At 71.8% G+C, this 14869-nt stretch carries 11 protein-coding genes; 6 read left to right on the forward strand and 5 right to left on the reverse strand.

Annotated elements, in window-relative coordinates:
* Positions 1-26: 26 nt before the first annotated feature.
* Both QFZ76_RS35545 and QFZ76_RS35550 read right to left on the reverse strand, forming a co-directional pair.
* The gene (locus tag QFZ76_RS35545) at positions 27-536 is read right to left on the reverse strand and encodes a DUF3515 domain-containing protein (RefSeq protein WP_307677524.1); all 510 of its coding nucleotides are present in this window, start codon (positions 534-536) and stop codon (positions 27-29) included.
* Between the two features lie 20 nt (positions 537-556).
* Positions 557-790 (reverse strand): Lrp/AsnC family transcriptional regulator, encoded by a 234-nt coding sequence (locus QFZ76_RS35550; RefSeq protein ID WP_020138723.1) that lies wholly within the window; start codon positions 788-790, stop codon positions 557-559.
* A 206-nt stretch (positions 791-996) separates the two neighbouring features.
* Between QFZ76_RS35550 and QFZ76_RS35555 the strand changes: the two genes are divergently transcribed.
* Both QFZ76_RS35555 and thiD read left to right on the forward strand, forming a co-directional pair.
* On the forward strand, positions 997-1962 hold the full coding sequence (locus QFZ76_RS35555; protein ID WP_266433349.1) for a thiamine-phosphate kinase: 966 nt from the start codon (positions 997-999) through the stop codon (positions 1960-1962).
* The gene (gene thiD / locus QFZ76_RS35560; protein WP_307677525.1) at positions 1959-2762 is read left to right on the forward strand and encodes a bifunctional hydroxymethylpyrimidine kinase/phosphomethylpyrimidine kinase; all 804 of its coding nucleotides are present in this window, start codon (positions 1959-1961) and stop codon (positions 2760-2762) included. The genes QFZ76_RS35555 and thiD overlap by 4 nt, the downstream gene beginning before the upstream one ends.
* A 135-nt stretch (positions 2763-2897) precedes the next feature.
* Here the strand turns inward: thiD and rpmB are convergent, their stop codons facing one another.
* Positions 2898-3083 (reverse strand): 50S ribosomal protein L28, encoded by a 186-nt coding sequence (gene rpmB, locus QFZ76_RS35565; protein WP_217234690.1) that lies wholly within the window; start codon positions 3081-3083, stop codon positions 2898-2900.
* A 482-nt stretch (positions 3084-3565) separates the two neighbouring features.
* Here rpmB and QFZ76_RS35570 point away from each other — a divergent pair, with 482 nt between their 5' ends.
* On the forward strand, positions 3566-5362 hold the full coding sequence (locus QFZ76_RS35570; RefSeq protein WP_307677526.1) for a DAK2 domain-containing protein: 1797 nt from the start codon (positions 3566-3568) through the stop codon (positions 5360-5362).
* A gap of 34 nt (positions 5363-5396) precedes the next feature.
* Here QFZ76_RS35570 and QFZ76_RS35575 read toward each other — a convergent pair whose 3' ends face one another.
* A complete protein-coding gene (locus QFZ76_RS35575) occupies positions 5397-8459 on the reverse strand; it encodes a tetratricopeptide repeat protein (RefSeq protein ID WP_307677527.1) in 3063 nt (1020 codons plus the stop codon).
* Complete coding sequence (locus QFZ76_RS35580; RefSeq protein WP_307677528.1) at positions 8459-10303, reverse strand: HSP90 family protein; 1845 nt, start codon at positions 10301-10303, stop codon at positions 8459-8461. Before QFZ76_RS35580 ends, QFZ76_RS35575 begins: the two co-directional genes overlap by 1 nt.
* A 167-nt stretch (positions 10304-10470) precedes the next feature.
* Between QFZ76_RS35580 and QFZ76_RS35585 the strand changes: the two genes are divergently transcribed.
* The 3 genes from QFZ76_RS35585 to coaD all read left to right on the forward strand — a co-directional run bounded on the left by QFZ76_RS35585 (position 10471) and on the right by coaD (position 14859).
* Positions 10471-13692, forward strand: a complete 3222-nt coding sequence (locus QFZ76_RS35585) for a helicase-related protein (protein WP_307677529.1) — start codon at positions 10471-10473, stop codon at positions 13690-13692.
* Between the two features lie 76 nt (positions 13693-13768).
* Entirely contained in the window at positions 13769-14353 is a 585-nt protein-coding gene (rsmD, locus tag QFZ76_RS35590; protein ID WP_307677530.1) for a 16S rRNA (guanine(966)-N(2))-methyltransferase RsmD, read from the forward strand.
* A gap of 26 nt (positions 14354-14379) precedes the next feature.
* Complete coding sequence (gene coaD, locus QFZ76_RS35595) at positions 14380-14859, forward strand: pantetheine-phosphate adenylyltransferase (protein ID WP_307680223.1); 480 nt, start codon at positions 14380-14382, stop codon at positions 14857-14859.
* Positions 14860-14869: the final 10 nt, after the last annotated feature.

Raw genomic sequence — 14869 nt, forward strand, 5'->3', positions numbered from 1 at the left:
CGCCCGAGCGGGCGGCCGGCGGGCGGCTAGTCGGCGATCCCTTCGGGGACCGCCTTCTTGACGGCCGGAGCGAGGTCGACCAGTACTCCGGAGCTGTCCTGCCCCTTGGGCACCGTCACCTCGACGTACGCGCTGCGATTGGCGGTGGTGAAGCGGTACGCTCCGTCGTCCTGCTTCTCCATCAGCCAGTCGACGCCGTTCACACCGCCGGCCACCGCGTCCGGGTCGCCGCCTTCGGCCACCTTGGGGTCGACCATCTTGGGCGGTCGTACGACACCGCAGCGCAGTATGATCGCCGGGCTTCCCCAGCCCGCCGTCAGTGCGGAGACGGGCTCGGGATCCTCACGGCCCAGACCGTCCAGCTTCGTCGGCAGCGCCTTGTCCAGGTTCTGGCACAGCTTCATGACCTTCGCACTCGGACTGGGAACCGCCGCCGACGCACTGTCGTCTGCTGAGGAGCAGCCCGCGACCGTGATCAGCACGGCGAGCGCGGGCGGCCCGATGAGGATGCGGTACCGGTGGCGGAAGAAGTTCACCGGCCAAGGGTAGACGGGGACTACAGATGGACGACCGGGCAGGTCAGTGTGCGGGTGATGCCGTCCACTTGCTGGACCTTCGCGACCACCATGCGGCCGAGATCGTCGACCGTGTCGGCCTGGGCGCGCACGATCACGTCGTACGGTCCCGTCACGTCCTCGGCCTGGATGATCCCAGGAATCTTGCTGATCGTCTCGGCGACGGTCGACGCCTTGCCGACCTCCGTCTGGATCAGGATGTACGCCTGTACCACGGAACCTCCAGGGCGGCCACGAGGATCATGTGGGGAAAAGGAACGCCACGGTATCGCGTCCCCGCTCGCCGCGGGGAGACCTGCGGAGACCAGGGCTTGCGCGCCGGGGTGCAGGCACGGCAGAAGTTGACGGTCTTCTCGACCGTATCGAGGACACTGGTGACGCGCGACCGGGCACGGACAGGTACAGAAGGGGCGTAAGGGCAATGAAGGGCACTGTTGGTGAGCTCGGTGAGTTCGGGCTCATCAGGGAGCTCACCTCCCGTCTCACCACCACCCCGGCGGTCCGGGTCGGCCCCGGCGACGACGCCGCGGTGGTGGCCGCTCCCGACCGCAGGGTGGTGGCGAGCACCGACATCCTCCTGGAGGGACGGCACTTCCGCCGCGACTGGTCCACGGCCTACGACGTGGGCCGCAAGGCCGCCGCGCAGAACCTCGCGGACATCGCCGCCATGGGCGCCGTCCCGACCGCGCTGCTGCTCGGCCTGGTCGTCCCGGCCGAACTCCCGGTGGCCTGGCCGGTCGAGATGATGGACGGCCTGCGCGACGAGTGCCAGGTCGCAGGCGCGTCCGTGGTCGGCGGGGATGTCGTACGCGGCGACACGATCATGGTGTCGATCACCGCGCTCGGCGATCTGCGCAACAACGAGCCCGTGACGCGAGGAGGCGCGCAGCCCGGCGACATCGTCGCGGTGACCGGCTGGCTGGGCTGGTCCGCGGCCGGGTTCGCGGTGCTCTCCCGCGGCTTCCGCTCGCCGCGCGCCTTCGTGGAGGCACACCGGCGCCCCGAGCCGCCGTACCACGCGGGACCGGCCGCCGCCGGGCTCGGCGCGACCGCGATGTGCGACGTGAGCGACGGGCTGATCGCCGACCTCGGGCACATCGCCGAGGCCAGCAAGGTCCGTATCGACGTCCGCTCCGGGGCGATCGACATCCCGTCCCAGATGAACGACATCGGGCAGGCCGTCGGCGTCGACCCCATGCAGTGGGTGCTCACCGGGGGAGAGGACCATGCGATCGTCGCGACCTTCCCGCCGGACGTGAAGCTGCCGGCCCGCTGGAAGATCATCGGCGAGGTCCTCAACCCGTCGGCGCTGCCCCAGGTGACGGTGGACGGGGCGCCGTGGACCAAGAAGGGCGGCTGGGACCACTTCGGGGACATCGAGTCATGAGCGCGCCGCCTCGTGTTCTCACGGTCGCGGGCTCCGACTCCGGAGGTGGCGCGGGCATCCAGGCCGACCTGAAGACCATGCTCGCGCTCGGCGTGCACGGCATGAGTGTCGTCACGGCGGTCACCGCGCAGAACTCCCTTGGCGTGCAAGGGGCCTGGGAGCTTCCGGTGGAGGCCGTACGGGCGCAGTACCGCAGCGTCGTCGACGACATCGGCGTCCAGGCGATCAAGACCGGGATGCTTGCCTCCGCGGAACTCGTGGAGGCGGTGGCCGAGTTGATCGGCGGGACGGACGCGCCCGCCGTCGTCGACCCGGTCGGCGTCTCCAAGCACGGGGACCCCCTGCTCGCCGCGTCGGCCCTGGACTCGGTACGGACGAAACTGCTGCCGGTCGCGACCGTGGCGACGCCCAACCTCGACGAGGTGGCCCAGCTCACGGGTGTGCGGGTCGAGTCGGAATCCGGGATGGCCGAAGCCGCCGTGGCCGTGCTGTCGTACGGACCGCGCTGGGTGCTCATCAAGGGCGGTCACCTGCCCGGTGACGCCGTGGACCTGCTCACCGACGGCTCCGAGGAGCACTGGCTGCGCGCGCCGAGGTACGACAACCGGCACACGCACGGCACGGGCTGCACCCTCGCCTCGGCGATCGCCTCGCAGCTCGCGAAGGGGCAGTCCGTGCCGGAGGCGGTGGCGGCGGCCAAGAAGTACGTCACCGGCGCGATCGCGGCCGGGTTCGCGCTCGGCGGGGGGATCGGGCCAGTGGACCACGGGTGGCGGTTCAGGGCGGGCGGCGGGGCGTAAACGCTTGCGCGAGCGTTTACGCGGTCTGGTGAGCGCGGTCCGGTGAGCCGGGTGCGGGCGTGCAAAAAGCCGGTCCACACGGGGTGGACCGGCTCTGTGCAGCGAACCAGCAGTGGCCGCGCGCTTAGCTGTGCGTCAGCGCGAGACCTTGCCGGCCTTGATGCACGAGGTGCAAGCGTTCAGGCGCTTCGGCGTCCCGCCGACCACAGTACGCACGCGCTGGATGTTCGGGTTCCAGCGACGGGACGTACGGCGGTGCGAGTGCGAGATGCTGTTGCCGAAGCCCGGCCCCTTGCCGCAGACGTCGCAGTTGGCAGCCACGGGTCACTCCAAAGACTTCAGATGCACTTACGGTGGATCCCGGCATGCCGGGATCGAGATCGTAGGATCAGAGATCTGATTGGCGGTGCCAGGGGGATTGGCCCGAGTGGATCGGGCAACCGGAGCAGCATACAACGACTGCGCCAGTAGAACGAAACTACCATGGCTGCTCAGGGCCTCGCTCCAGGCCCTCTTCCGGTGAACACCACCCCGCGGTCTACGCTGCGTCCCACGTCCAGCAGCTAGGACCTGCCCGGCTGATCAGGTCGCAGGAAAGGGGCGGCGCCTTTCCTGCACAGGGTGAGCCGGGTCTGGTGCGTGCGGCTGCAAGGCGGAGGAGGGAACCGACGCGATGGCGGTCCCCCCGCGCGGAGGTTGTTTCGAGCGTGGGGGAGTCGGCGACCGACGACAACGCGGCAGATGCGCGCACCAGACCCCGCGTCTGCGACATGATCAGCCGGGCAGGTCCTAGGAGGCGACAGGTGGCGCAGGTGCCGCAGACATTCTTCGATGCTCTCGCGGTGCGCACCTGGTGCGGTCTCGCGCTCCGGTCGCTGGGCCGGGCACGCGAGGAGATCGACGCGATCAATGTCTATCCCGTCGCGGACGGGGACACCGGCACGAACCTGTACCTGACCGTCGAGTCGGCCGCCGCGGCCGTGGAGGCGGTGTTCGCGGGGCACGCGGCGAGCATGCCGACCGCCGGGAGGCCCGCGCTGGCCGACGCCGCGCGGGCGATGGCGCACGGGGCACTCATAGGCGCGCGGGGCAACTCGGGAACGATCCTCGCCCAGCTGCTTCGCGGCATGGCACAGGTGCTCGCCGCCGACGGTGAGACCGCTCACACCGACGGCCGGGGCCTGACGCTCGCCCTGCGGCACGCGGCCGACTCCGCCCGCCAGGCCGTGGCCCGTCCCGTCGAGGGCACGGTCCTCACCGTCGCCTCGGCCGCCGCCGACGCGGCCACCGGAGCCGAGGGCGACTGCGCGACGGTGGCCCGCGCGGCCTACGAGGGCGCCCGTGCCGCCCTCGCCGCGACCCCCGGCCAGCTGGCCGTCCTGGAGCGCGCCGGGGTGGTCGACGCGGGCGGACGGGGGCTGGTGGCGGTGCTGGGGGCGCTGGTGGAGACGTTCACGGGGGAGGCGCCGGGGGTGGACCCTTCGGGTGCGCCGGGTGCGGGCGGGCACGCGCGCGTGGAGCACGGTGAGGTCGGTCGGGCGGACGACGATGGTGGGGACGAGGACGAGGGCGACGGGGAGCAGGGCGGCTGGGCAGTCCGCGACGGCGACCGCGACAGTGACGGCGGTCGAGAGCACGGCGCCGACGAGTGCGCGGACGGTGCCTCGGAGGAGGGCGGGCCCGCCTTCGAGGTGATCTACCTCCTGGAAGCCGACGACGCGGCCGTCGCGCGGTTGCGCGCGCGGCTCGACGCCCTCGGGGACTCGCTCGTCGTGGTCGGCGGCGACGGGCTGTGGAACGTCCATGTGCACGTCGACGACGCGGGCGCCGCCGTGGAGGCGGGCGTCGAGGCCGGGCGGCCGTACCGGATCCGGATCACGCACTTCGGACTCGGGGACGTGCACACCACCGGCGCCGAGCGGCCGCCCCGGGAGCGTGCCCAGCGCGCCGTCGTGGCCGTCGTGCCCGGCGAAGGTCTGGCCGGGCTCTACACCGAGGCCGGCGCGACGACCGTGCTCGCGCGTCCCGGGGAGCCGCCCGCGAGCGGAGAACTCGTCGAGGCCGTACGACGGGCCCACGCGCGCGAGGTGGTGCTGCTGCCCAACGACGCGGACCTGCGCCACACCGCGGCCGCGGCCGCCGAGCAGGCCCGCACGGAAGGCATCCGCGTGGCGCTCATCCCGACGCGCTCCGCGGTCCAGGGCATCGCCGCGCTCGCCGTGCACGAGCCGGACCGCCGCTTCGACGAGGACGTCGTGACGATGACCTCGGCGGCGGGTGCCACCCGGTACGCCGAGGTCGTCGTCGCGGAACGCCAGTCCTGGACCATGGCCGGCATCTGCCAGGCCGGTGACGTCCTCGGCCTCATCGACGGCGACGTGGCCGTCATCGGGGCGGACGTCACCGTCACCGCCGAAACGGTCCTCGACCGCATGCTCGCGGCCGGCGGCGAGCTGGTCACCCTCGTGCTGGGCGACGAGGCGCCCGAGCTTGTCGCCGAGCATCTCGAAGCGCGCGTGCGGGAGTCGTACCTGGCCGTCGACACGGTGGTGTACCGGGGCGGTCGGCAGGGAGCCGTGCTCCTCATCGGGGTGGAGTAGGCCCTGGGCGGGCTGATCGGGGTCGCGTGGGCCCCTAGTCGGCCGGTTGTTCGTCCGCCTGTGCCGCCGCCTGTTCCTCCACGACCTGGAGCAGCTGCCTGGCCTCGGCCAGTCGTGCCCGAGCCACCTCGTCCTCGGCCTCGTCCGCGCCGTACGCCGCCAGCACCGCACGCGCGCGTGCCGCCGCCCGGGCGGGGCGGCTCAGGTCGGCCTCCAGCCAGCCCGCGGTGAGTTCGGCGCCGGTCCGGCTGTCCAGGGCGTCCGCCCCGAGGGAGGCGAACAGCACGATGGCCTCCGCCACCTGGGCCAGGGAATCCTCCAGCACGGCCCGGATCGAGTCGTCCTCGGCGTCCTCGGCGGCGGAACGGGCCAGCAGGTCACCGAACTGGCGGCGGGTGTGGCCGAGTTCGGCGACGAGCCGCTGCCGGGCGTCCTCGTCGGCCAGCTCCGATCCCAGCGCCGTCTCGCACTCCCGGACGGCGCTCGCCATCAACTCCCGTGCCTCCTCGGGCCCCTCCTCCGGGCGCAGCGCGAGCCACGCGCGGGCGCGCAGGGAGCGGACAAGGCCGTGGACGTTGCCGAGGGACCGCCAAAGTTCGCCCGCGCGCGCGTACGCCCGGTCCGCGTCGGCATGCTGCCCCGCGTGCCCGAGGGACTCGGCGGCGAGGTGGGCGAGCGTCGCGTGGTCGTGCTGCTCGGGCCAGTGCCGGGCGATGTCGGCCGCCTGGAGCCGCCGTTCGGCTGCCGCGCGGTGTTCGCCGAGCTCGCTCAGACAGTCGCCGAGCCACCACTGCGTCTGCACGACCGCGCCGTCGCCGTGCGTCTCGGCGTTCAGATCCGGCAGCGCCGACTCCAGCACCTCCGCGGCCTCGGCCCACCGCCCAAGCCGCAGCAGGAACCCGCCGAGCTGCTGACGTGCCCAGGCCCCGAGCGTCGGGCCCTCGCCGGCCTCGTCGGCCCAGTGCGCCGCCTCCAGGGCGTGCTCGGCCGCCTCCTGGGCCAGCCCTCTGCCGCCGACGACCTCGGCGAGCTGGAGGTGCAGCTGGGCCCGTCCGATGGCCTCCAGATGCGGCCCGCCGTGCTCCAGGGCGGCCCGCAGCGCCCGTTCCGTCTCGGCCGGGTCGCCGAGGTGGTGCGCGAGCCCCGCCAACCGGGCCTCGTACTCCACCGCGAACCAGGGCAGTCCCGCACCCACGAACGCCGCCGCGGCCCGCGCGAACAGCTCCGCGGCCACCTCCACGTCCCCTCGGTGCCCCGCCAGCTCCGCGAGCATGGCCTGTGCTTCCGCGGCCCGCGCCGCAAGCCGCACGTCCTCCTCGGTACGCCCCTCGGCCAGCGCCAGCACCTCCCGCGCGGCCATCTCGGCAGCGGCGAGAACCGAGCCCACGGAGGGGCCGCCGACCGGAGGCACGGCAGGCTGAGGGCCGCCGTCAGTGGTCGCCTCGCCACCCGGCGCCGCTGCCCCCTGCCGCTCATCGGCCAGGAGCTCGTCGTCCCCCCGGGACTCGACGACCTGCTGCACCCGTCGCATCAGAATCCGCGCCCGCCCCATCAGCACCGACGCCGTCTGCCGTACGCCGGTGCCGTCCTCGGCGTACAGCGCGAGGATCTCGTCGTACGGCTCGGCGACCGCTGTCAGTGCCGCGTCCACGTCGCCTGTGAGGGCGCACACGTACGCCGCACGCGCGCGTGCCGCCAAGGCTTCACCGGGGTCGCCCGCCTCCGCGTACAGCTCGGCGGCGCGCTCGAAGAGGCCGACGCCCTCGGGGCCTCGGTCCATCGCCTCGTGGTCGGCGATCTCGGCCCGGTCGCGGGCGTCCAGCTCGACGCCCTCAGCGGCCCGCGCGACCGCCGCCCAGGCCTCGACGGCGTTCGGCTGCAGGGTGTCCGACAGCCGTCGCGCCTCGGCGATCAGGGCGGCCAGATCGGGCTCCTGCGGGGTGACGGACATGGGGGCCGCCACAGGGTGTGCGGAGACCGCGCGCGCCGACCGCACGCCCAGCGGCAGCCGTTCCACCAGCGGCCGCTGGGCCATCCGCGCGTGTGCCCGTTCGCTGACGTACCGGGTGCCGTTGCGCTCGTCGAAGCGGGCGGCCAGCGCGAGGGCCTCCCCGCGCGCGTGGGCGGCGAGTTCGCGCGCGTTCCACGCCCGCTCGGCCGGTCCGGGCACCGGCTGCCCGCCGAGCCCGAGTTCGGTCAGACGGTCCATGAGCAGGGCCACCACGGCCATGAAGTCCAGCTTGCTGCGCGGATGTCCGTCGTCCGTGAAGTACGCCGGCCGCTCCGCGAGCAGCTCCAGAGCACGCGCCTCGTTGCCGGACAGCGCGCAGAACTCGACGTGGTCGGCGTAGGCGCCCCGCATGCTCTCCATGGCCCGTACGAGCCGGAAGCCCCGCAGATGGTTGGCGCGCGCCTCGTCCGCGCGGCCGAGCCGCAGCAGGGGCACCAGGGAGGACGCGAGCACCGTGTGCGGCTCGTGGGCGCACGTGTACTCGCCCGTAAGGACCGGCATCCACAGCTCCAGCGCCGCCGCGTCCCGCCCGCGCTCCGCCTGCCACCAGCCCTGCCCGTGCAGCTCGCAGGCGTGACAGTCGGCCATCGCGTCCCGGTCGGCGGCCAGCCACGCGGCGTACGCACGCTCGGCCCGCGCCACGTCCCCGATGTGCGCGGCCACGCTGAACTCGGCGCTGCGCACGGCCCGTTCGGAGTGCCCGGCCAGCCGGTAGCGGTGCTCCATCTCGCCGAGCCACTTCTCGACGGAGGCGAGCGGAACGTGCGGCTGGTCGAGCATGCCGGACGACATCCACTTGAAGACCCAGTGCAGCGAGTGCGCCTCGTACTCGTCGAAGTCCTCGGGCCGTTCGTCCCACATGCGCAGCAGCCGCGCGAAGGGGACGAACATCTTGGCCTTCTCGGAGCTGTAGTTGTAGACCTTCAGCTGGTGCCCGAGCGCCTCGATCACCGCGAGCGGGACGTTCAGCTTCTCCGCCTCCGCGAGCAGCTGCTCCGCGCGCGCGTTGCGGGCCGGCCCCTCCGGCTGCTCGGAGTTCTCCGCCATCGCCCGGCGCAGCTCGTCGAAGTCCGTGATCTCACTCATCAGTGACCCTCCTCGCCGTGGGTGGCCCATTCCAGGAGGCCGATGAACGCCCGGTTCAGCAGCGCCGAGTCCGCGGGCCTGAGCGGCCGCTGGGCCATCAGCAGCGCCTGCCCGTACAGGGACTCGGTGGCGGTGCCGATCAGCTCCGGGTCGCCCAGGGAACTGATCCGCCGGATCAGCGGGTTGAGGTGGTTGAGCACCAGCCGCGCGCGCGGGGCGCTGCCCCGCAGCGAGCCGAGGATGCCCGCCCACAGGTCGTCGGCCTGCTCCTCGGCCTCCGCCCGGGCCTGCTCGTGCCGCGTCGACCGGTCGTCCAGGTGCAGCGCGGGCACGGAGAGCGGATGGAAGGCGCGCAGTACGACGTCACAGCCCAAGGGGTCGAGCTTCGCCCGCGCGGCCGCCAGGAAGCCCGCCAGGGCCAGCTCCTCGGCCGGATCGACCGCGTCCAGATGCGCCGTCACGGTGTCGGCGTCCAGCTCGGCGACCACCGTCCCCGGCCGCACCGACGGCAGCGCCTCGATCAGCTCGCTGTCGTACGTGTAGCCGCCGTTGATCACCCCGACGCCCTGCGCGGAGGCGATCGGCGCGACCTGCCGGTACTCCTCGACGGTCCGCGTGAAGTGCACCACCGGGTGGCGCTGCGCGAACTCCTCCAGGGACAGCCGCCCGTCGGTCGTCTCGAAGGGCAGCCACGGCAGCATCGTGCGCAGCATCTCCCGGTCGTGCCGCGCCAGCGACTTCACGCCCAGGTGGTGCACCTCCAGGAATGCCGCCAGCCGCTCCGGATCACCGGCCGCCAGACCCGTCAGCCAGGACCTGATCCGCTCGCCCAGCGCCTCCCGTACGGCCGCCAGCGTCTCGTCCTCGTACAGCGACTCGCGCGAGGCCGTGGGGCGCAGACTGTCCGTGTCCAGGACACAGCGCACGAAGAACGCCCAGTCCGGCAGCAGTTGTTCGCCCCGCTCGGTCAGCAGCATGCCCTTCAGGTGCACGCGGTGACTCGCCCGCTGGGCCGGACTGACCGCCGACGGCAGGACGTACGCCATTCCACGGATCCCGGCGAGCGGCACGTCCAGCTCGATCGAGTCCAGCGGAGCGAACCCGAACAGGTCGTAGCAGTGCCGCGCCAGGGCCACCCTTCGGGTGGCGGGGCTCGGATACGTCCGGTCCCAGGGCGCGGGCAGATCGGTGACCGCCTCGTCGCCCACCCGCACGTCGTACGGCAGCAGCGAGCCGAAGTCCCGCGCCAGCGCGAGGACCCGCTCCTCGGTGAGCCACTCCCCGGCACCGGCCCGCGCCATCAGGTGCACGGTGGTGCCCGGTTCCGGGCGGGCCTCGTCCGGCAGTGTCCGCACGGTGTACGAACCGTCGTCGCTCGCCGTCCACTCCACGGGTGCCGCACCGGGCGTACGCGCACTGCGGCTGACCACCCGGATCCGCTCGGCGACCACGAAGCAGGCGAGCAGCCCGATGCCGAACTGCCCGAGGAAGTCGGAGCGAGCCTCCTGCAGCCCGTCGGCGCGCTTGGAGCTGCGCCCGATGGTGGCGAGGAGGGTGTGCACGTCCGCCTCGGTGAGCCCGATCCCGGAGTCCTCGACACGCAGGGACCCGCCCGCGCCGCTGTCTACGTACAGCCGCACGCGCGCCGGGGCGTCGGGCTGCTCGGCCCGCCGGGCGGTGATCGCGTCCACCGCGTTCTGCAGCAGCTCGCGCAGATAGACCTTGGGGCTGGAGTAGAGGTGATGGGAGAGCAGGTCCACCAGACCACGCAGGTCGACCTGGAACGTATGAGGTGACTGGGGCGGCTGGGATGCCGGGGAGGGCTGTGAAATCTGGGAGTCCATCGTCGCAGCGCCGGTGGGGGGAACGGGCGACGGCGCGGGGTCGGGCGGTCCCGTGTGAGGCGGTGACCGCGGGGGATGGCTTGAGGCGCGCCATCCTAAGCCTCAACCAGCCGTCTGACCAGGGGTTTCCCGAGACGTTTACGGCATTGTCAGTGGTGTGGTGTGCAATGGATCTCGTGCCCGCACTGGAAGAACCATTGAAAAAGGTGCTCGGCCCCGCCACCGCGAAGGTGATGGCCGAGCATCTCGGCCTGCTCACCGTCGGCGACCTCCTGCACCACTACCCGCGCCGATACGAGGAGCGGGGCCAGCTCACCCACCTCGCCGACCTCCCCATGGACGAGCACGTCACGGTGGTCGCCCAGGTCGCCGACGCCCGCCTGCACACCTTCGCCTCGGCCAAGGCCCCGCGCGGCAAGGGCCAGCGCCTCGAAGTGACCATCACGGACGGCAGTGGCCGACTCCAACTGGTCTTCTTCGGCCACGGCGTTCACAAACCCCACAAGGAACTCCTGCCGGGCACCCGCGCGCTGTTCGCCGGCAAGGTCTCCGTCTTCAACCGCCGCCTCCAACTGGCCCACCCGGCGTACGAGTTGCTGCGCGGCGACAGCGAGGAGGCGGTCGACGCCTGGGCCGGCGCCCTCATCCCGATCTACCCCGCCACTGCCAAGCTGGAGTCCTGGAAGATCGGCAAGGCGATCCAGACCGTCCTGCCGAGCGCCCAGGAAGCCCTCGACCCCCTCCCGGACTCCCTCCGCGAGGGCCGCGGCCTGGTCGCCCTCCCCGAGGCCCTCCTCAAGATCCACCGCCCGCACACCAAGGCGGACATCGAGGACGCCCGCTCCCGCCTCAAGTGGGACGAGGCCTTCGTCCTCCAGGTCGCCCTCGCCCGCCGCCGCCACGCGGACGCCCAACTCCCGGCCGTCCCCCGCAAACCCGCCCCGGACGGCCTGCTCACGTCCTTCGACGCCCGCTTGCCCTTCACTCTCACCGACGGCCAGCAGAAGGTCACCCGCGAGATCTTCGACGACCTGGCGACGGAGCATCCGATGCACCGGTTGCTGCAGGGAGAGGTCGGTTCGGGCAAGGCCCAGCCTCTCGACTCGTTGGTGCTCACCCCTGCCGGTTTCCGTCGTATGGGGGACGTGAAAGTGGGGGACGAGGTTGTCGCGCCCGATGGGGAGATCGCGTTGATCGACGGCGTCTTCCCGCAGGGGGAGCGTGATGTCTGGCGGCTGGTGCTGTCCGACGGCAGCTCCGTCGAGTGCGATGACGAGCATCTGTGGATCGTCGGTACGAGTTGTGGGTGGCATCGAGGGCAGAAACCCAAGGTCATGACCACTCGAGAGATCCGTCTCGACACGCTCAAGGCGAACGGCTCCTCGAAGTGGTACATCCCGGCTGCAACCCCCGTTGACCTCGGAGGCGATTCAGGGCTGCCGCTGGATCCCTATCTGTTCGGCCTCCTCCTGGGGGACGGCTCGTTCCGCCACGACCTGCGTTTCTCCACGATCGATGAGGAGATTCGCGATGCCGTGGCAGCCGCTGTGGCGCCCGAATGCCGGCTGGTGCCGGTAGCGGGCTCCAGCTGCGACTACACGATCCAGCTGACACAACGTGCTGGTGGTGTCCGCAATCCCGTGATTCAGACCCTGCGCGACCTGAACCTGTGGGGCTTGACGTCACACGGCACGTTCGTGCCGGACGAGTTCAAGAACACGTCGGTCAAGAACCGCCTGGCCCTGTTGCAGGGCCTCTTGGACACGGACGGCACTGTCCACGCGGACGGCATGAGCATCTCGCTCTGTCCGGCCTCGCGCAGGCTCGCAGACGACGTTGCCTGGCTCGTGCGTTCGCTGGGTGGCCGTGCACGAGTCCTGCCGAAGCGAGCCGTTTTCCATGTCTCCGTGGCCCTGTCTGAGGAACATGCGCCATTCCGGCTGACCCGCAAGGCCGACCGCGTACGGCCCCGGCCGGAATACCACACGTTTCGACGCGGAATCCGGGCTGTCGAGCACGTGGGACGCAAGCTGGTCCAGTGCATCAGCGTCGCCCACCCCGGCCATGCCTACGTCACCGACAACTTCACGGTCACCCACAACACCATGGTGGCCCTCCGCGCCATGCTCGCCGTGGTCGACGCGGGCGGCCAGGCCGCCATGCTCGCGCCCACCGAAGTGCTAGCCCAGCAGCACCACCGGTCGGTCGTCGAGATGATGGGCGAGCTGGCCGAGGGCGGCATGCTCGGCGGGGCCGACCAGGCCACCAAGGTGGTGCTGCTCACCGGGTCCATGGGCGCGGCCGCCCGCCGCCAGGCCCTGCTCGATCTCGTCACCGGCGAGGCCGGGATCGTGATCGGCACGCACGCGCTGATCGAGGACAAGGTGCAGTTCCACGATCTCGGCCTGGTCGTGGTGGACGAGCAGCACCGCTTCGGCGTCGAACAGCGCGACGCCCTGCGCGGCAAGGGCAAGCAGCCGCCCCACCTGCTCGTCATGACCGCCACCCCCATCCCGCGCACGGTCGCCATGACCGTCTTCGGCGACCTGGAGACCTCGGTCCTGGACCAGCTCCCGGCCGGGCGTTCACCGATCGCCAGCCATGTCGTCCCGGCCGCCGACAAGCCGCACTTCCTCGCGCGGGCCTGGGAGCGGGTGCGCGAGGAGGTGGAGAACGGCCACCAGGCGTACGTCGTCTGCCCCCGGATCGGCGACGAGGAGGACGACCCCAAGAAGGCCGGCAAGAAGAAGTCCCCCGAGGACGAGGCCGAGAAGCGCCCGCCGCTCGCCGTCCTCGAGGTGGCCGACCAACTCGCCAAGGGCCCCCTCAGCGGCGTCAAGGTCGAGGTCCTGCACGGCCGTATGCACCCCGACGACAAGGACGCGGTCATGCGCCGCTTCGCCGCCGGGGAGACCGACGTCCTGGTCGCCACCACGGTCATCGAGGTCGGCGTCAACGTGCCCAACGCCACCGCGATGGTGATCATGGACGCCGACCGCTTCGGCGTCTCCCAGCTGCACCAGCTGCGCGGCCGCGTCGGCCGTGGCTCGGCTCCCGGCCTGTGCCTCCTGGTCAGCGAGATGCCGGAGGCGAGCGCGGCCCGCCAGCGGCTGAACGCCGTGGCCTCCACCCTCGACGGCTTCGAGCTCTCCCGCATCGACCTCGAACAGCGCCGCGAGGGCGACGTCCTCGGCCAGGCCCAGTCGGGCGCCCGCACCAGCCTGCGGATGCTCGCGGTCATCGAGGACGAGGAGATCATCGCGGAGGCCCGCGAGGAGGCCGCCGCCCTCGTCGCCGCCGATCCGGACCTCACCCGCCTCCCGGGCCTGCGCACGGCCCTGGACGCCCTGTTGGACGAGGAACGGGAGCAGTACCTCGACAAGGGGTGACCCGGTGCACCGCCACACCGGCTGAGACACTGGAACCCCACCGAGCTTCACCGACGTACGGACAAGGACCGAGGACATGACCCGCGTGATCGCCGGCGCAGCCGGCGGACGCCGCCTGGCCGTCCCGCCGGGCACCGGCACCCGCCCCACCTCCGACCGCGCACGCGAGGGCCTCTTCTCCACCTGGCAGTCCCTCCTCGGCGGCCCGCTGGACGGCGAGCGGGTCCTCGACCTGTACGCCGGTTCCGGCGCCGTCGGCCTGGAGGCGCTGTCCCGCGGTGCCGGCCACACCCTGCTCGTCGAGGCCGACGCCCGGGCCGCCCGCATCATCCGGGAGAACGTGAAGAGCCTCGGCCTGCCCGGCGCCGAGGTCAGGGCGGGCAAGGCCCACCAGGTGATCCAGACGCCGCCCGCGGAGCCGTACGACCTCGTTTTCCTGGACCCGCCGTACGCCGTCACGGACGACGATCTTCGGGAGATTCTGCTCACACTCCGTACGGAAGGCTGGCTCGCGGCCGCTGCCCTCGTCACCGTGGAGCGCAGCACCAGAGGCGGCGAATTCAGCTGGCCGGACGGTTTCGACGCGATCCGGTCCCGTCGCTACGGCGAGGGAACGTTTTGGTACGGTCGCGCCGCCTCTACGTGCGAAGACGCACGATGACCGGACCGGAGAGCGAGGGAACTCAAGTGCGCCGCGCCGTCTGTCCCGGGTCGTTCGACCCGATCACCAACGGACACCTCGACATCATTTCCCGCGCCTCCCGTCTGTACGACGAGGTCTATGTCGCGGTGATGATCAACAAGTCCAAGAAGGGCCTGTTCGAGGTCGAGGAGCGGATCGACCTGATCCGCCAGGTCACCGCCGAGTACGAGAACGTCCGGATCGAGGCCTTCCACGGCCTCCTGGTCGACTACTGCAAGCAGCGCGACATCCCGGCCATCGTCAAGGGCCTGCGCGCGGTGAGCGACTTCGACTACGAACTGCAGATGGCCCAGATGAACATCGGTCTGTCGGGGGTGGAGACGCTCTTCGTGCCGACCAACCCGACGTACAGCTTCCTCTCCTCCTCGCTCGTCAAGGAGGTCGCGACCTGGGGCGGAGACGTCTCGCACCTGGTCCCGCCCACGGTTCTCGAGGCCCTCAACGAGCGCTTGCGCAAGGACTGATGGGGCTAAA

It is taken from the genome of Streptomyces sp. V4I2 (genome assembly GCF_030817655.1).
Taxonomy (GTDB): domain Bacteria; phylum Actinomycetota; class Actinomycetes; order Streptomycetales; family Streptomycetaceae; genus Streptomyces; species Streptomyces plumbiresistens.